Source organism: Flagellimonas onchidii (assembly GCF_004804315.1).
GTDB classification, from domain to species: domain Bacteria; phylum Bacteroidota; class Bacteroidia; order Flavobacteriales; family Flavobacteriaceae; genus Flagellimonas; species Flagellimonas onchidii.
The window spans coordinates 357322-371774 of record NZ_SRXX01000001.1; the positions used below are offsets into that span (position 1 = coordinate 357322).

A 14453-nucleotide genomic window follows, 5' to 3' on the forward strand; every position below is an offset into this window, starting at 1 on the left:
AATTACCCTTGTCTTTGTTTAAATCTAGGATTCTTTTTGTTGATTACGTATAATCTGCCTTTTCTGCGAACTATCTTGCATTCGGCGCTTCTCTTCTTTATTGATGCTCTTACTTTCATCGTATTAGTATCTGTAAGTAATTCTTGCTTTTGTTAAATCGTATGGGCTCATTTCAAGTTTCACCTTGTCCCCTGGAAGTAATTTGATATAGTGCATACGCATTTTTCCAGAGATATGTGCCGTAACAACATGACCATTCTCTAATTCAACTCGAAACATTGCGTTTGACAATGCTTCGATTATAGTTCCGTCTTGTTCTATTGCTGGCTGTTTTGCCATATTTCAGTTATTAGTTTTCAGTTATCAGTTATCAGTTAAAGCTTTTTCGAATCACAAGTCTAACATCTAACTTCTAGCTTCTAACTTCTTTTTTATGCTACTTTTCTATTTTTACCGGTTTTCATCAAACCATCGTAATGTCTGTTCAGCAAATAGGAATTTACCTGTTGTACGGTGTCAATAGCTACGCCAACCATAATCAATAGTGACGTTCCTCCATAAAACAATGCCCAACCCGCTTGCACATCCATCAACTTCACCACAACTGCAGGTAAAACCGCCAATAGCGCCAAGAAAACTGAACCAGGCAAGGTGATCAATGACATTATTTTATCCAAATAGTCCCCAGTTTCTTTACCAGGTCTGATTCCAGGAATGAAACCACCACTTCTTTTTAAATCATCGGCCATTTTGTTCGTAGGAACGGTGATAGCGGTATAGAAATATGTGAATATGATGATCAACACTCCAAACAATATGTTGTATGCCAAACCAAAGATGTCCGCAAATTGTACTTCCATCCATTGACCAACAGCCGTATTGTTAAAGGTTTTACCCAACAAACTTGGGGCAAACATAATTGCTTGTGCAAAGATGATTGGCATTACACCAGAGGCATTCAACTTCAATGGGATGTACTGTCTTGATCCCATTACATTCTTTTCATAACCTCCAGAAGCTGTTCTTCTAGCGTATTGCACTGGAATCTGACGCACTGCCATTACCAATAGCACACTCGCCAAGATGACCAAGAACCAAATGATTACCTCAATCAACATAAACATGATACCACCGGTATTGTTTGTTGTTCTTGAGATAAATTCTTGAACAAAGTATTGCGGCATTGTAGCGATGATACCAATCATAATCAAAAGCGAAATACCATTTCCTATTCCTTTGTCAGTAATCTTCTCTCCCAACCACATGGCAAACACACAACCCGTTACCAAAATGATCACAGCTGGTACAATAAAATCCAAGCCTTTTCCCAATACAAAAGCACTATCCGGCACACCCAACGCTCCCAAACCAAATAAATAGGCCGGTGCTTGAACGATACAGATGGCAATAGTCAACCAACGTGTTATCTGGTTGATGGTCTTTCTACCACTTTCTCCCTCTTTTTGTAGTTTCTGCAGATAAGGAATAGCAATTCCCATCAACTGTACTACAATGGAAGCCGAGATATAAGGCATAATCCCCAGAGCAAATACAGAAGCATTTGCGAAAGCTCCTCCAGTAAATGCATTTAAGAGACCCAATATACCCTCACCAGCGGTATCAGCAAAACTTGCCAATTGAGAAGAGTCAATTCCCGGAAGTACTATCTGGGCACCAAAACGATACACCAATAGCAGACCCAAGGTAATAATGATTCGTTGCCTTAGCTCTTCAATCTTCCAAATATTTGATATGGTCTCAATAAATTTCTTCATGCCTTATTTTTCCTTATAAACTTATTGCTTCGCCTCCTGCTGCTTCGATTGCTGCTTTTGCAGAAGCAGTAAATTTATGTACAGATATTTTTAGGGCGGCCTTTAATTCGCCATCACCTAAAATTTTCACCAAGTCGTTTTTGTGGGCCAATCGGTTCTCCACCAAAGTTTGCAAAGTTACTTCTTTCTTTACAATACCCTTATCTACCAGCTCTTGCAATTTGCTCAAATTGATGCCTTGGTATTCTTTTCTGTTGATGTTTTTGAATCCAAACTTGGGAACTCTACGTTGCAAAGGCATTTGACCACCTTCGAAACCAATTTTCTTGGAGTATCCAGATCTGGACTTGGCACCTTTATGACCTCTTGCAGCCGTTCCACCTTTACCAGAGGCCTGACCTCTTCCTAAACGTTTCCCGTCTCTGTTTACAGCGCCTTCTGCTGGTTTAAGATTATGTAAATCCATGTACCGTTATATTTTAAGCTTCCTCAGTGGAAACCAAGTGTTTTACCTTATTTATCATTCCAAGGATATTAGGCGTTGCTTCGTGCTCAACAACATGCCCAATCTTACGCAACCCAAGGGCTTCCAAAGTTCTCTTTTGGTTTTGTGGCCTTTTGATAGCGCTCTTTTCTTGTTTAACCTTAATCTTTGACATAATATCCTTTATTTATCCCTTAAAGACTTTTTCCAAAGAGATACCTCTTTGTTTGGCCACCGTACTTGCATCTCTCAATTGCAAAAGCGCATCAAAAGTAGCTTTTACCACATTATGAGGGTTGGAAGAACCTTGTGATTTTGACAATACATCGTGCACACCAACAGCTTCCAATACCGCTCTTACCGCACCACCAGCAATAACTCCGGTACCATGTGAAGCAGGCTTAATGAATACTCTTGCTCCTCCGTACTTTCCTTTTTGCTCGTGTGGAAGTGTTCCCTTGTTCAAAGGAATGCGAACCAAGTTCTTTTTGGCATCCTCAATGGCCTTGGCAATAGCCGTGGCAACTTCTTTGGATTTTCCTAAACCATGACCAACAACACCGTTCTCATCTCCAACAACAACGATTGCTGAAAATCCGAACGCTCTACCACCTTTGGTAACCTTTGTAACCCTTTGGACACCTACCAAACGATCCTTCAACTCCAGTCCACCTGGCTTAACTATCTCTACGTTTTTGTATTTCTGGTACATAGTTTATTTAGAATTTTAGTCCTGCTTCGCGTGCTCCTTCAGCCAATGATTTTACTCTTCCGTGATAAAGGTTCCCCCCTCTATCGAAAGCTACAGTCTCCACACCAAGTTTCAGTGCTTTTTCGGCTATAGTTTTTCCAACCAGGTTGGCTGTCTCACTTTTGGTGCCTTTGGCATCCAAATCCTTATCTCTTGATGATGCTGCAGCCAAGGTAACCCCTTTGTCATCATCAATCAATTGAGCGTATATTTCTTTATTACTTCTGAAAACAGACAATCTTGGTCTTGCTTCAGTACCAGAAGAAATCTTGCGTATTCTTCTTCTGATTCGTAATCTTCTTTCAGTCTTAGATAATCCCATCGTATTACTAATTATGCTGATTTACCTGCTTTTCTTCTTAATTGTTCTCCAACAAACTTGACACCTTTTCCTTTGTAAGGTTCTGGCTTACGGAAACCTCTAATCTTTGCGGCCACCTGACCTACCAATTGTTTGTCATGAGATGTCAATTTAACGATTGGGTTCTTTCCTTTTTCGGAAATCGTCTCAATCTTTACTTCTGGAGCAATATCCATCACTATATTGTGAGAGAAACCTAAAGCCAAATCCAATTTTTGCCCTTGGTTACTTGCTCTGTATCCTACCCCTACCAATTCCAATTCCTTGGTCCATCCTTTGGAAACTCCTGATGCCATATTGGCGATCAATGCACGATATAGACCATGCTTGGCTTTGTGTTCCTTGGAATCTGAAGGTCTTGTAAGCTGAACGCTTCCATCCTCTACTTTTACCTCAATTCCTGAGAATTCTTGGGAAAGCTCTCCCAACTTACCTTTTACGGTAACTACATTCTCGTTCACCTCTACAGTGACACCTTCGGGAATTGTAATTGGATTGTTACCTATTCTAGACATTTTCTTTTCTTTTCAACATTAATAAACGTAGCACAATACTTCGCCACCTACGTTTTCTTGTTTGGCCTGCTTGCTGGTCATCACCCCATGGGATGTTGATACTATTGCAATACCCAAGCCGTTAAGAACTCTTGGCAAATCTTCTGAACCAGCATACTTACGCAATCCAGGCTTACTTACCCTTTGCAATTTTTTAATCACCGGCTCTTTGGTAAACTTGTCATACTTCAAGGCGATTTTGATGTTTCCTTGAACCGTATCTTCTTCAAACTTGTAACTCAAAATATATCCTTGATCGAACAATATTTTGGTCATCTGCTTTTTAAGGTTTGAACCTGGTACGTTAACCACCCTATGACCTGCCCTACTGGCATTTCTAATTCTGGTCAAATAATCTGAAATTGGATCTGTTAGCATTTTTCTACTTTATCGGTTTACCAACTTGCTTTTTTAACACCTGGAATCAAGCCTTGATTGGCCATTTCCCTAAAAGTTACCCTTGAGATACCAAAGGTTCTCATGTACCCTCTTGGTCTTCCAGTCAATTTGCAACGATTGCGCATACGCACAGGAGATGCATTCTTTGGAAGCTTTTGCAACGCTTCGTAATCACCAGCTTCTTTTAAAGCTTTTCTCTTCTCAGCATATTTTGCAACCATTTTTGCCCTTTTTACCTCACGGGCTTTCATTGATTCCTTAGCCATATTAGTTCTTTTTAAAGGGTACTCCCAGTTCGGTTAACAATGATTTTGCTTCTTTATCGGTCTGTGCCGAAGTAACGAAAGTGATATCCATTCCGTTAATCCTATTGATCTTGTCAATATTGATTTCTGGGAAGATAATCTGCTCGGTAACACCAAGGTTGTAATTACCACGGCCATCAAAACCGTTAGCTTTTACTCCCTGAAAGTCACGTACCCTTGGAAGAGCTGAAGTAATCAACCTGTCCAAGAACTCATACATACGCTCACCTCTTAAGGTTACTTTTGCACCGATAGGCATTCCTTTTCTCAATTTAAAGGAAGCAACATCTTTTTTGGAAAGTGTGGCCACTGCCTTCTGACCAGTAATGTTGGACAATTCTTCAACAGCATGGTCAATAAGCTTCTTATCAGAAACTGCAGCACCAACTCCACGGCTAACCACTATTTTTTCCAATTTAGGAACCTGCATTACATTCTTGTAACCAAACTCCTCGGACAGCGCCTTTATCACGCGTTCCTTATACTCTTGCTTTAATCTTGGAATGTAACTCATAACTAAATTACTTCTTTGGATTTTTTGGCGATCCTTACTTTCTTTCCATCTCTTACTTCATATCCAACTCTTGTGGCATCACCAGATTTTGGATCAATCAACGAAAGATTGGAGATATGGATGGGAGCTTCTTTTTTTACAATTCCCCCTTGCGGGTTCTTTGCACTTGGCTTTTCGTGTTTTGAAACAGTGTTGACACCTTCCACGATAGCTTTGTTCTTTTCACGATCTACATTAAGAACCTTGCCTTCGGAACCTTTATGGTCTCCTGCGATCACTCTTACTGTATCTCCTGTTTTGATTTTCAACTTCATCTTTCTGATATTTCTTTTAAAGCACCTCTGGAGCTAATGAAACAATCTTCATGAACTGCTTGTCCCTAAGTTCTCTTGCAACTGGTCCAAAAACCCTAGTTCCTCTCATCTCTCCAGTTGGGTTCAACAATACGCAAGCATTGTCGTCGAAACGGATGTAAGAACCATCAGGTCTTCTTACCTCTTTTTTAGTTCTCACTACGACAGCAGTGGAAACTGAACCTTTTTTTACCGTTCCGTTAGGGGCAGCTTCCTTAACGGTTACTACAATTTTATCTCCCAAAGAAGCATATCTTCTTCTTGTTCCTCCAAGTACACGGATGGTCAAAACTTCTTTTGCACCTGTGTTGTCCGCTACTTTTAATCGTGATTCTTGCTGTACCATAATTATTTAGCTCTTTCAAGGATTTCAACCAATCTCCAGCACTTTGTCTTACTCAATGGTCGGGTTTCCATTATTTTAACGGTATCACCTTCGTTGCAATCATTCTTTTCATCATGGGCAACATACTTCTTGGTCTTTAAAACGAACTTACCGTACATCGGGTGCTTTACTCGCTTTACCTCTGCAACCACAATGGATTTCTCCATTTTGCTGCTGGTAACAACGCCTATTCTTTCTTTTCTTAAGTTTCTTTTATCTTCCATAAGGCAAAACCAATTATTGTAATTCCCTTTTTGTTAATTCTGTTGCAAGTCTTGCTACTGTCCTCCTAGTCTTTTTGATCTGCAGAGGGTTTTCCAAAGGAGTAACTGAATGCGCCATTTTTAAATCCGCGTGTTGCTTTTTCAAATCGGCCAACTTTTCCTTTAGCTCTTCAATTGAAAGTTCTTTTATCTCTGATTGTTTCATCTTTCTTTCCAATTAAAAATTAAGCGGAATAATCCCTAGCTACGATAAACTTGGTTTTAACCGGCAACTTCTGTGCCGCCAAACGCAATGCCTCTTTGGCTATGTCGTGCGGAACACCGGCCACCTCGAACATAATCCTTCCAGGCTTGACAACGGCCACCCAATATTCTGGAGCACCCTTACCTTTACCCATACGTACTTCAAGAGGTTTCTTGGTGATAGGCTTGTCTGGGAAAATTTTAATCCACAATTGACCCTGCCTTTTCATGTACCTTGTCGCAGCAATACGCGCAGCCTCAATTTGACGGGAAGTAATGAAGTGGGAATCCAAAGATTTGATACCGAACATTCCATTGGAAAGTTGGTGACCTCTCTGGGAGTTTCCTTTCATACGTCCCTTTTGGGCTTTACGAAATTTTGTTCTTTTCGGCTGTAACATCTTACCTTTTCTTTATCTTATTATTTTCTACGACGTTGTGGTTTTTTACCATCACGTTTGTCGCCTTTTCCTTGACTCTTGGACAATCCTACCAATGGAGAAAGTTCTCTTTTCCCGTAAACTTCACCTTTCATAATCCACACTTTGATTCCCAATCTTCCATAGGTAGTATGGGCCTCAACCAAAGCGTAATCTACATCTGCCCGGAAAGTTGATAATGGAATCCTTCCTTCTTTGTAAGATTCTGAACGTGCCATCTCAGCTCCGTTCAAACGTCCTGAAATCTGAATCTTGATACCTTCGGCATTCATACGAATTGCAGCTGCAATCGCCATTTTAATGGCTCTACGGTATGAAATTCTGCTCTCAATCTGTCTTGCAACACTTGCAGCAACCAAATTGGCATCCAATTCAGGTCTCTTGATTTCATGGATATTGATCTGAACCTCTTTGTTGGTGATTTTTTTAAGCTCTTCTTTAAGCTTATCCACCTCTTGACCACCTTTACCGATAATAATACCAGGTCTAGCCGTGGTAATCGTAATGGTAATCAATTTCAAGGTTCTCTCTATGATGACCCTTGACACGCTAGCTTTTGCCAAACGCGCATGGACATACTTTCTTATTTTATCGTCCTCAGCAAGTTTATCGCCGTAATCATTTCCTCCGTACCAGTTGGATTCCCATCCTCTGATAATTCCTAAGCGATTTCCTATCGGATTGGTCTTCTGTCCCATATCTTATCTCTAGCTTTGAACGTTGTTGTTAGATTCCAAAATCATGGTCACATGGTTGGAACGTTTTCTAATTCTGTGTGCTCTTCCTTGTGGTGCAGGACGAAGTCTTTTCAACATAGTTCCACCATCCACACGAATTTCCTTGATGTAAAGGTCAGCATCTTCAATACTTGCATCTTCATTCTTGGCTTCCCAGTTAGCAATTGCAGAAAGTAGCAGTTTTTCAAGCTTTCTGGAAGCTTCCTTTGGGTTGAACCTTAAAATAGCTAATGCCATTTCAATCTGCTTTCCTCTTACCAAATCAGCGACCAAACGCATTTTTCTAGGTGAGGTTGGGCAGTTGTTCAACTTGGCGATAGCAAGCTGCTTTTTCTCTTCTTTTAACCTTTCGGCCATTTGTCTTTTACGAACTCCCATAGCTTACTTACTTTTTACCTTTGTTTTTAGCTCCTGCATGACCTCTAAAAGATCGTGTAGGTGAAAATTCACCAAGCTTGTGACCTACCATGTTTTCCGTCACATACACAGGAACAAATTGTCTCCCGTTGTGCACCGCGATGGTTTGTCCTACGAAATCCGGAGTTATCATAGAGGCTCTTGACCATGTTTTGATAACCGTTTTCTTACCTGATTCTATATTGTTCTGGACTTTCTTTTCCAGACTATAATGAACGTAAGGTCCTTTTTTTAATGAACGTGCCATTTACTTTTCTTTTATTTCTTTCTACGTTCTATGATATATCTATTGGTATCTTTTGTCTTAGAACGTGTTCTGAATCCTTTAGCAGGAATTCCGTTCTTAGATCTTGGGTGACCTCCAGAAGCTCTTCCTTCACCACCACCCATTGGGTGATCAACAGGGTTCATAGCTACTGGTCTAGTTCTTGGTCTTCTGCCCAACCATCTGCTTCTACCTGCTTTACCAGATACCAACAATTGGTGGTCAGAGTTGGAAACCGCACCAACGGTTGCCAAACAATTGGCCAAAATCAACCTAGTCTCACCAGATGGCAATTTGATGGTAACAAATTTTCCGTCCTTAGCCATCAACTGGGCAAAAGTACCAGCACTACGTGCCATTACCGCACCTTGACCAGGTCTTAGTTCGATACAAGAAATAATAGTTCCCAACGGAATCTCGCTCAATGGAAGCGCATTTCCAATTTCTGGAGCAGCTTTGGAACCAGAAGAAATCTTCTGACCTACCTGCAAACCATTTTGGGCAACTACATATCTTTTTTCACCATCCTTGTACTCTACCAAGGCGATAAATGCAGTTCTATTAGGATCATACTGGATAGAAACCACTTTGGCATCAACACCCTGCTTATCCCTTTTGAAATCGATGATTCGATATCTTCTTTTATGACCCCCACCTCTATGGCGTACGGTCATTTTTCCTTGACTGTTCCTACCACCTGACTTTTTTAACGGAGCAAGCAAGCTTTTTTCCGGCTTATCAGTAGTAATCGCGTCAAATCCGTTTACTACTCTAAAACGCTGTCCAGGGGTTATCGGTTTTAATTTTCTAACTGACATTTCTCGTCTTTATAGATTACTGTAAAAATCAATAATATCACCTTCCGCAACATCAACAATAGCCTTTTTCAAAGCATTTGTCTTTCCGTGTTGGATACCTGTTTTTGTATAACGACTCCTACGACTTGGACCATAGTTCATGGTTCTCACCTTTTCTACAGATACACCATAAGTAGCCTCAACCGCCTCTTTGATTTGAAGCTTGTTAGCCTCTGGGTCAACGTAGAAACCATAACGATTGAAAAGCTCGCTATCTGCGGTCATTTTTTCCGTAATGATTGGTTTTATCAACACACTCATGATATTCTTATTTCTTAAGGTTTGATTCTATTCCTTCCAAAGCACTCTCGGTCAATACCAAACTTTTAGCGTTAACTATTTTGTAAGTATTTAACTCTGAACTTGTTACAACTTCAGAACGCTCCAAATTGCGCGACGACAAATATATATTATTATTTGAGCCACTCAATACCACTAGAGACTTTTTATTTTCAAGGCCCAAGGAAGCTAAAAAGGCAACAAAGTCCTTGGTTTTTGGAGCTTCAAAATTGAAGTCTTCAACCACAGTGATAGCTTTTTCTTTTGACTTCAATGTCAAGGCTGATTTACGAGCCAAACGCTTGACATTCTTGTTCAATTTTTGTTGGTAATCTCTTGGTCTTGGACCGAAGATTCTACCACCACCTCTAAAAACAGGAGACTTGATACTACCTGCTCTAGCAGTACCAGTACCTTTTTGCTTTTTGATCTTACGGGTACTACCAGTAATTTCAGCTCTTTCTTTAGCTTTATGGTTACCCTGTCTTTGATGTGCCAAATATTGCTTCACATCTAAGTAAATAGCATGCTCATTTGGCTCTATTCCGAATACATCTTTAGAAAGGTCAACCTTTCTTCCTGTATCTTTTCCTTTGATATCTAAAACTGCAACCTTCATTACTTCTCAATTGTTACGTAAGCATTTTTGTGACCTGGAACGCAACCCTTAACAACAATAAGGTTTTTCTCAGGTACCACTTTCAACACTCTCAAGTTTTGAACTGTTACTCTATCACCACCCATTCTACCGGCCATTTTCATTCCTTTGAAAACTCGGGCAGGATAAGATGCCGCACCAATGGAACCAGGAGCCCTTAATCTGTTATGTTGACCGTGCGTAGCTTGACCAACTCCAGCAAAACCATGTCGCTTAACAACTCCTTGGAATCCTTTTCCTTTTGATGTACCAATTACATCAACAAATTCACCTTCTACAAAAAGATCGGCACCAACGGTGTCTCCCAATTTGTATTCTCCTTCAAAATCACGGAATTCAACGACTTTCTTCTTTGGAGAAGCACCTGCTTTTTTAACATGGCCCAATTCAGCCTTGTTTGCACGTTTTTCTGCCTTGTCATCGAAACCTAGTTGAAGGGCACTGTACCCGTCTACCTCTTCGGTTCTGACTTGGGTAACCACACATGGTCCAGCTTCAATAACGGTACATGGAACATTTTTTCCATTCTCGTCGAAGATGCTGGTCATGCCGATTTTTCTACCTATTAACCCAGACATATTTATTATTTATTAATTATTCATTTTTAAAAGCCAATTGCTTGGCAAAAAAATTGGGTCAAAGAAAAGATTCTGTGACCCAGATATTTTTCTTTTTCCCGTTTTTCCTTCGCACGCAGCTCCGGACATGTTCACCTTTTTCTTCAAAAGGCGTGCAAATCTACACTTTTATTTCGACTTCTACACCACTTGGGAGCTCTAATTTCATTAAAGCATCAATAGTTTTTGAAGAAGAACTGTAAATATCAAGTAATCTCTTGTATGAACTTAACTGAAATTGCTCTCTTGATTTCTTGTTCACGTGCGGTGAACGCAAAACTGTAAATATCTTTTTATGCGTTGGCAACGGAATTGGTCCGGTTACCACAGCACCTGTTGTCTTAACTGTTTTCACAATTTTCTCAGCAGATTTATCCACTAAATTGTGATCATAAGATTTAAGCTTTATTCTAATTTTTTGACTCATCTTGCTGAAAAATTAAGCGGTTACTCCTTTTACTGATTTAATAACTTCCTCTGCAATATTGGTAGGAGTTTCCGCATAATGTGAAAATTCCATGGTTGAAGTAGCTCTACCAGATGACAATGTTCTTAATGAGGTAACATAACCAAACATTTCAGATAAAGGCACTTCACCTTTTACCACTTTAGAACCGGCTCTATCACTCATATCGCTTATGGTTCCTCTACGCCTGTTAAGGTCACCAACAATATCACCCATGTTTTCTTCAGGGGTTAATACCTCAATTTTCATGATTGGTTCCATCAATACCGACCTTGCAGATTTTGCAGCAGCTTTGTATCCCATTTTTGCAGCCAACTCAAAGGATAGTGAATCCGAATCCACTGGGTGGAAAGAACCATCCTTCAAAGTAACCTTCATACTATCCATCTCAAATCCAGCCAAAGGACCATTTTTCATAGCCTCTTTAAATCCTTTTTCAACAGACGGGATATATTCTTTAGGAATATTACCTCCTTTAATAGTATTCACGAATTCTAATCCTACCACTTCCTCATCAGCAGGCTCCATGGTAAAGACAATATCCGCAAACTTACCACGACCACCAGACTGCTTTTTATAGACTTCTCTATGATCAGCGGATTGAGTGATCGCTTCTTTGTACTCAACTTGAGGTTGGCCCTGGTTTACTTCAACTTTAAACTCACGACGTAAACGGTCAACAATAATATCCAAATGAAGCTCGCCCATACCAGAAATAATGGTCTGACCCGAAGCCTCGTCTGTTTTCACCTGGAAAGTAGGATCTTCTTCAGCCAATTTTGCCAAAGACATACCCAATTTATCCACATCAGCCTTAGTTTTAGGCTCAACAGCAATACCAATTACAGGATCAGGGAAATCCATACTTTCCAATATAATTGGATGTTTCTCCGAAGACATGGTATCGCCAGTCTTAATATCCTTAAATCCAACTGCTGCACCTATATCTCCAGCTTCTATATACTCAATTGCATTTTGCTTGTTAGAGTGCATCTGATAAATACGGGAGATACGCTCCTTTTTACCTGAACGATTGTTCAAGATATAAGAACCAGCATCCAAACGACCTGAATATGCTCTAAAGAAAGCCAATCGACCTACAAATGGATCTGTAGCAATTTTAAATGCTAAAGCAGAAAATGGTTCTTTTGGATCCGGTTTTCTCGTAATCTCATTTCCAGTATTTGGATCGGTACCTACAATATCATCCTTATCTACAGGGGATGGCAAGTAACGACAAACGGCATCCAACAAGAACTGAACTCCTTTGTTTTTGAAAGAAGAACCACAAACCATAGGAATGATAGCCCTATCCATAACAGCAGCTCTTAATGCAGCATGAACTTCTTCTTCAGTGATAGAATCTTCATCCTCGAAGAATTTTTCCATCAACTCCTCATCATATTCAGCCACTGCTTCAATCAATGCAGCTCTGTATTCTTTTACCTCATCTTGCATTTCAGCAGGAATGTCGATAACATCGAATGTAGAACCAAAGTTCTCATCATGCCATACAATAGCTCTGTTCTTTGCAAGGTCAACGATACCTTTAAAATCAGCTTCCTCACCAATTGGCAAAACAATCGGCACCGCATTGGACCCCAACATTTCGCGAACCTGCTTGCACACATTCAAGAAGTTGGAACCTTGACGGTCCATCTTGTTCACAAAACCAATTCGAGGTACTTTATAGTTATCGGCCAATCTCCAGTTCGTTTCAGATTGAGGCTCAACACCATCAACCGCACTGAACAAGAACACCAAACCATCCAAAACACGCAACGAACGGTTTACCTCAACGGTAAAGTCAACGTGTCCAGGAGTATCAATAATATTAAAGTGATATCCTTTTGCATCTGAGGTTGGCTGACCATTTTCAGTTGGAAACTGCCAAGTACAGGTTGTAGCGGCAGAAGTAATGGTAATACCACGCTCTTGCTCTTGCTCCATCCAGTCCATAGTAGCTGCACCATCGTGCACTTCACCAATCTTGTGACTCACACCTGTATAAAAAAGAATACGCTCAGTAGTAGTAGTTTTTCCAGCATCAATGTGAGCTGCAATACCTATATTCCTTGTATATTTTAAATCTCTTCCCATTTTATGAACTAGAATCTAAAGTGTGAGAACGCTTTATTGGCCTCAGCCATTTTGTGTGTATCAACTCTTTTCTTCACTGCAGCACCTTCTTCTTTTGCAGCAGCCAAAATTTCAGCAGCCAGCTTTTGTGCCATGGATTTCTCATTACGCTTTCTTGCGTAGCTGATCAACCATTTCATTGCGGTTGAAATCTTTCTGTCAGGACGAATCTGCATGGGAATCTGAAATGTAGCACCACCCACTCTTCTACTTCTCACCTCAACATGTGGCATTACATTGGAAAGTGCATCTTTCCATAGTTCCAAAGCAGTCTTCTCCTCATCGTTGTTTTTTTCATCAACGATATCAATTGCATCATAGAAGATTTTGAAAGCAACTGATTTCTTACCATCCCACATCATCATATTGACGAAACGTGTCACCAACTGATCGTTGAATTTTGGATCTGGCAATAATGGCCTTTTCTTTGCCTGTCTTTTTCTCATTACTTCTTGTTAAAAGTTAATTACTTCTTAGGACGTTTTGCACCATATTTAGATCGTCGTTGTGTTCTTCCGGCAACACCGGCTGTATCCAACGCACCGCGAACGATGTGGTATCTAACACCTGGTAAATCCTTAACTCTCCCACCTCTAACCAATACTATCGAGTGCTCTTGGAGATTGTGACCTTCACCAGGGATGTATGCGTTCACCTCTTTACCATTGGTAAGCCTCACCCTTGCAACTTTACGCATTGCAGAGTTTGGTTTCTTAGGCGTAGTAGTATAAACACGCGTACAAACCCCTCTTCTTTGAGGACACGAATCCAAAGCAGCCGATTTACTCTTCTTGGTAATCGTGGCTCTTCCTTTTCGTACTAATTGTGAAATTGTTGGCATTAAAATTTCTGTTAAATAAAATAACCCTCATTTTGAGGGCTGCAAATGTAGTGATTATTCGGAATAATTCAAATGCAGTCAAAAATATTTTTCCATATGATAAAATACCCAACCATCAATCATAATCATTGAAACGATGCCTATTATATATATAAGGTATTAAATCACCCGAAATTCCCTGACATTTACAATAACATTTACTTAACACTCTGTAATTAAACCTTTTCCTGCAGAAAATTCAATCATTTGTATTTCTTTTTGTGATTCTTGAGTAGAAAAAAGACCATAATTGTTAAAAAGTTGCATATTATTCATTTTTCAACACTCTTTATAACAAGAAGAAAAATTATGCGCGCATAATTTTATTAAGAAAAAGTTGGATTATTAAC

Annotated in this window: 27 protein-coding genes; all 27 read right to left on the reverse strand. The window is 40.0% G+C overall.

Annotated features, from left to right (window positions below):
* Positions 1 to 2: 2 nt before the first annotated feature.
* A complete protein-coding gene (ykgO, locus tag E4661_RS01415) occupies positions 3 to 119 on the reverse strand; it encodes a type B 50S ribosomal protein L36 (RefSeq protein WP_013621733.1) in 117 nt (38 codons plus the stop codon).
* Positions 120 to 123: 4 nt separating this feature from the next.
* On the reverse strand, positions 124 to 339 hold the full coding sequence (gene infA, locus E4661_RS01420; protein ID WP_014031991.1) for a translation initiation factor IF-1: 216 nt from the start codon (positions 337 to 339) through the stop codon (positions 124 to 126).
* 92 nt (positions 340 to 431) lie between these two features.
* Positions 432 to 1775 carry a preprotein translocase subunit SecY gene (gene secY, locus E4661_RS01425; RefSeq protein WP_136465032.1) on the reverse strand — a complete coding sequence of 448 codons (1344 nt, stop codon included), beginning with the start codon at positions 1773 to 1775 and terminating at the stop codon, positions 432 to 434.
* A gap of 13 nt (positions 1776 to 1788) precedes the next feature.
* The gene (rplO, locus tag E4661_RS01430) at positions 1789 to 2241 is read right to left on the reverse strand and encodes a 50S ribosomal protein L15 (RefSeq protein WP_136465033.1); all 453 of its coding nucleotides are present in this window, start codon (positions 2239 to 2241) and stop codon (positions 1789 to 1791) included.
* Positions 2242 to 2254: 13 nt separating this feature from the next.
* On the reverse strand, positions 2255 to 2434 hold the full coding sequence (gene rpmD, locus E4661_RS01435; protein ID WP_136465034.1) for a 50S ribosomal protein L30: 180 nt from the start codon (positions 2432 to 2434) through the stop codon (positions 2255 to 2257).
* Between the two features lie 12 nt (positions 2435 to 2446).
* Positions 2447 to 2971: a 30S ribosomal protein S5 gene (gene rpsE, locus E4661_RS01440; RefSeq protein WP_136465035.1), complete on the reverse strand. Its 525-nt coding sequence runs from the start codon at positions 2969 to 2971 to the stop codon at positions 2447 to 2449.
* A 7-nt stretch (positions 2972 to 2978) separates the two neighbouring features.
* Positions 2979 to 3332: a 50S ribosomal protein L18 gene (gene rplR / locus E4661_RS01445; protein ID WP_136465036.1), complete on the reverse strand. Its 354-nt coding sequence runs from the start codon at positions 3330 to 3332 to the stop codon at positions 2979 to 2981.
* Positions 3333 to 3343: 11 nt separating this feature from the next.
* Positions 3344 to 3886, reverse strand: a complete 543-nt coding sequence (gene rplF, locus E4661_RS01450; protein WP_136465037.1) for a 50S ribosomal protein L6 — start codon at positions 3884 to 3886, stop codon at positions 3344 to 3346.
* An 18-nt stretch (positions 3887 to 3904) separates the two neighbouring features.
* Complete coding sequence (gene rpsH / locus E4661_RS01455; RefSeq protein ID WP_136465038.1) at positions 3905 to 4303, reverse strand: 30S ribosomal protein S8; 399 nt, start codon at positions 4301 to 4303, stop codon at positions 3905 to 3907.
* 17 nt (positions 4304 to 4320) lie between these two features.
* Positions 4321 to 4590: a 30S ribosomal protein S14 gene (gene rpsN, locus E4661_RS01460; protein ID WP_073180998.1), complete on the reverse strand. Its 270-nt coding sequence runs from the start codon at positions 4588 to 4590 to the stop codon at positions 4321 to 4323.
* 1 nt (position 4591) lies between these two features.
* Complete coding sequence (gene rplE, locus E4661_RS01465) at positions 4592 to 5143, reverse strand: 50S ribosomal protein L5 (RefSeq protein WP_136465039.1); 552 nt, start codon at positions 5141 to 5143, stop codon at positions 4592 to 4594.
* Positions 5144 to 5145: 2 nt separating this feature from the next.
* Positions 5146 to 5457 (reverse strand): 50S ribosomal protein L24, encoded by a 312-nt coding sequence (gene rplX, locus E4661_RS01470; RefSeq protein WP_136465040.1) that lies wholly within the window; start codon positions 5455 to 5457, stop codon positions 5146 to 5148.
* Positions 5458 to 5473: 16 nt separating this feature from the next.
* The gene (gene rplN, locus E4661_RS01475; protein WP_136465041.1) at positions 5474 to 5842 is read right to left on the reverse strand and encodes a 50S ribosomal protein L14; all 369 of its coding nucleotides are present in this window, start codon (positions 5840 to 5842) and stop codon (positions 5474 to 5476) included.
* Between the two features lie 2 nt (positions 5843 to 5844).
* Entirely contained in the window at positions 5845 to 6105 is a 261-nt protein-coding gene (rpsQ, locus tag E4661_RS01480; RefSeq protein ID WP_136465042.1) for a 30S ribosomal protein S17, read from the reverse strand.
* Positions 6106 to 6118: 13 nt separating this feature from the next.
* The gene (rpmC, locus tag E4661_RS01485; protein WP_136465043.1) at positions 6119 to 6310 is read right to left on the reverse strand and encodes a 50S ribosomal protein L29; all 192 of its coding nucleotides are present in this window, start codon (positions 6308 to 6310) and stop codon (positions 6119 to 6121) included.
* A gap of 19 nt (positions 6311 to 6329) precedes the next feature.
* Complete coding sequence (rplP, locus tag E4661_RS01490) at positions 6330 to 6749, reverse strand: 50S ribosomal protein L16 (protein WP_136465044.1); 420 nt, start codon at positions 6747 to 6749, stop codon at positions 6330 to 6332.
* A gap of 20 nt (positions 6750 to 6769) precedes the next feature.
* Positions 6770 to 7486, reverse strand: coding sequence for a 30S ribosomal protein S3 (rpsC, locus tag E4661_RS01495; protein WP_136465045.1), 717 nt, complete (start codon positions 7484 to 7486; stop codon positions 6770 to 6772).
* Between the two features lie 9 nt (positions 7487 to 7495).
* The gene (gene rplV, locus E4661_RS01500) at positions 7496 to 7903 is read right to left on the reverse strand and encodes a 50S ribosomal protein L22 (RefSeq protein ID WP_073181014.1); all 408 of its coding nucleotides are present in this window, start codon (positions 7901 to 7903) and stop codon (positions 7496 to 7498) included.
* A 7-nt stretch (positions 7904 to 7910) separates the two neighbouring features.
* Entirely contained in the window at positions 7911 to 8189 is a 279-nt protein-coding gene (rpsS, locus tag E4661_RS01505; protein ID WP_136465046.1) for a 30S ribosomal protein S19, read from the reverse strand.
* Between the two features lie 11 nt (positions 8190 to 8200).
* Positions 8201 to 9025 (reverse strand): 50S ribosomal protein L2, encoded by an 825-nt coding sequence (gene rplB, locus E4661_RS01510; protein ID WP_136465047.1) that lies wholly within the window; start codon positions 9023 to 9025, stop codon positions 8201 to 8203.
* Between the two features lie 9 nt (positions 9026 to 9034).
* Positions 9035 to 9325, reverse strand: coding sequence for a 50S ribosomal protein L23 (gene rplW, locus E4661_RS01515; protein ID WP_136465048.1), 291 nt, complete (start codon positions 9323 to 9325; stop codon positions 9035 to 9037).
* A gap of 7 nt (positions 9326 to 9332) precedes the next feature.
* Positions 9333 to 9962: a 50S ribosomal protein L4 gene (gene rplD, locus E4661_RS01520; protein WP_136465049.1), complete on the reverse strand. Its 630-nt coding sequence runs from the start codon at positions 9960 to 9962 to the stop codon at positions 9333 to 9335.
* Entirely contained in the window at positions 9962 to 10579 is a 618-nt protein-coding gene (rplC, locus tag E4661_RS01525) for a 50S ribosomal protein L3 (protein WP_136465050.1), read from the reverse strand. Before rplC ends, rplD begins: the two co-directional genes overlap by 1 nt.
* A 160-nt stretch (positions 10580 to 10739) precedes the next feature.
* A complete protein-coding gene (rpsJ, locus tag E4661_RS01530) occupies positions 10740 to 11045 on the reverse strand; it encodes a 30S ribosomal protein S10 (RefSeq protein ID WP_007094989.1) in 306 nt (101 codons plus the stop codon).
* 12 nt (positions 11046 to 11057) lie between these two features.
* Complete coding sequence (fusA, locus tag E4661_RS01535) at positions 11058 to 13184, reverse strand: elongation factor G (RefSeq protein ID WP_136465051.1); 2127 nt, start codon at positions 13182 to 13184, stop codon at positions 11058 to 11060.
* Positions 13185 to 13192: 8 nt separating this feature from the next.
* The gene (gene rpsG, locus E4661_RS01540; protein ID WP_136465052.1) at positions 13193 to 13669 is read right to left on the reverse strand and encodes a 30S ribosomal protein S7; all 477 of its coding nucleotides are present in this window, start codon (positions 13667 to 13669) and stop codon (positions 13193 to 13195) included.
* 20 nt (positions 13670 to 13689) lie between these two features.
* Positions 13690 to 14064 carry a 30S ribosomal protein S12 gene (gene rpsL, locus E4661_RS01545; protein ID WP_013305196.1) on the reverse strand — a complete coding sequence of 125 codons (375 nt, stop codon included), beginning with the start codon at positions 14062 to 14064 and terminating at the stop codon, positions 13690 to 13692.
* Between the last annotated feature and the right edge of the window lie 389 nt (positions 14065 to 14453).

Bases quoted from the DNA above. Each gene is read 5' to 3' on its own strand.
- ykgO (WP_013621733.1), bottom strand. From the start codon at position 119: ATGAAAGTAAGAGCATCAATAAAGAAGAGAAGCGCCGAATGCAAGATA.
- infA (WP_014031991.1), bottom strand. From the start codon at position 339: ATGGCAAAACAGCCAGCAATAGAACAAGACGGAACTATAATCGAAGCA.
- secY (WP_136465032.1), bottom strand. From the start codon at position 1,775: ATGAAGAAATTTATTGAGACCATATCAAATATTTGGAAGATTGAAGAG.
- rplO (WP_136465033.1), bottom strand. From the start codon at position 2,241: ATGGATTTACATAATCTTAAACCAGCAGAAGGCGCTGTAAACAGAGAC.
- rpmD (WP_136465034.1), bottom strand. From the start codon at position 2,434: ATGTCAAAGATTAAGGTTAAACAAGAAAAGAGCGCTATCAAAAGGCCA.
- rpsE (WP_136465035.1), bottom strand. From the start codon at position 2,971: ATGTACCAGAAATACAAAAACGTAGAGATAGTTAAGCCAGGTGGACTG.
- rplR (WP_136465036.1), bottom strand. From the start codon at position 3,332: ATGGGATTATCTAAGACTGAAAGAAGATTACGAATCAGAAGAAGAATA.
- rplF (WP_136465037.1), bottom strand. From the start codon at position 3,886: ATGTCTAGAATAGGTAACAATCCAATTACAATTCCCGAAGGTGTCACT.
- rpsH (WP_136465038.1), bottom strand. From the start codon at position 4,303: ATGCTAACAGATCCAATTTCAGATTATTTGACCAGAATTAGAAATGCC.
- rpsN (WP_073180998.1), bottom strand. From the start codon at position 4,590: ATGGCTAAGGAATCAATGAAAGCCCGTGAGGTAAAAAGGGCAAAAATG.
- rplE (WP_136465039.1), bottom strand. From the start codon at position 5,143: ATGAGTTACATTCCAAGATTAAAGCAAGAGTATAAGGAACGCGTGATA.
- rplX (WP_136465040.1), bottom strand. From the start codon at position 5,457: ATGAAGTTGAAAATCAAAACAGGAGATACAGTAAGAGTGATCGCAGGA.
- rplN (WP_136465041.1), bottom strand. From the start codon at position 5,842: ATGGTACAGCAAGAATCACGATTAAAAGTAGCGGACAACACAGGTGCA.
- rpsQ (WP_136465042.1), bottom strand. From the start codon at position 6,105: ATGGAAGATAAAAGAAACTTAAGAAAAGAAAGAATAGGCGTTGTTACC.
- rpmC (WP_136465043.1), bottom strand. From the start codon at position 6,310: ATGAAACAATCAGAGATAAAAGAACTTTCAATTGAAGAGCTAAAGGAA.
- rplP (WP_136465044.1), bottom strand. From the start codon at position 6,749: ATGTTACAGCCGAAAAGAACAAAATTTCGTAAAGCCCAAAAGGGACGT.
- rpsC (WP_136465045.1), bottom strand. From the start codon at position 7,486: ATGGGACAGAAGACCAATCCGATAGGAAATCGCTTAGGAATTATCAGA.
- rplV (WP_073181014.1), bottom strand. From the start codon at position 7,903: ATGGGAGTTCGTAAAAGACAAATGGCCGAAAGGTTAAAAGAAGAGAAA.
- rpsS (WP_136465046.1), bottom strand. From the start codon at position 8,189: ATGGCACGTTCATTAAAAAAAGGACCTTACGTTCATTATAGTCTGGAA.
- rplB (WP_136465047.1), bottom strand. From the start codon at position 9,025: ATGTCAGTTAGAAAATTAAAACCGATAACCCCTGGACAGCGTTTTAGA.
- rplW (WP_136465048.1), bottom strand. From the start codon at position 9,325: ATGAGTGTGTTGATAAAACCAATCATTACGGAAAAAATGACCGCAGAT.
- rplD (WP_136465049.1), bottom strand. From the start codon at position 9,962: ATGAAGGTTGCAGTTTTAGATATCAAAGGAAAAGATACAGGAAGAAAG.
- rplC (WP_136465050.1), bottom strand. From the start codon at position 10,579: ATGTCTGGGTTAATAGGTAGAAAAATCGGCATGACCAGCATCTTCGAC.
- rpsJ (WP_007094989.1), bottom strand. From the start codon at position 11,045: ATGAGTCAAAAAATTAGAATAAAGCTTAAATCTTATGATCACAATTTA.
- fusA (WP_136465051.1), bottom strand. From the start codon at position 13,184: ATGGGAAGAGATTTAAAATATACAAGGAATATAGGTATTGCAGCTCAC.
- rpsG (WP_136465052.1), bottom strand. From the start codon at position 13,669: ATGAGAAAAAGACAGGCAAAGAAAAGGCCATTATTGCCAGATCCAAAA.
- rpsL (WP_013305196.1), bottom strand. From the start codon at position 14,064: ATGCCAACAATTTCACAATTAGTACGAAAAGGAAGAGCCACGATTACC.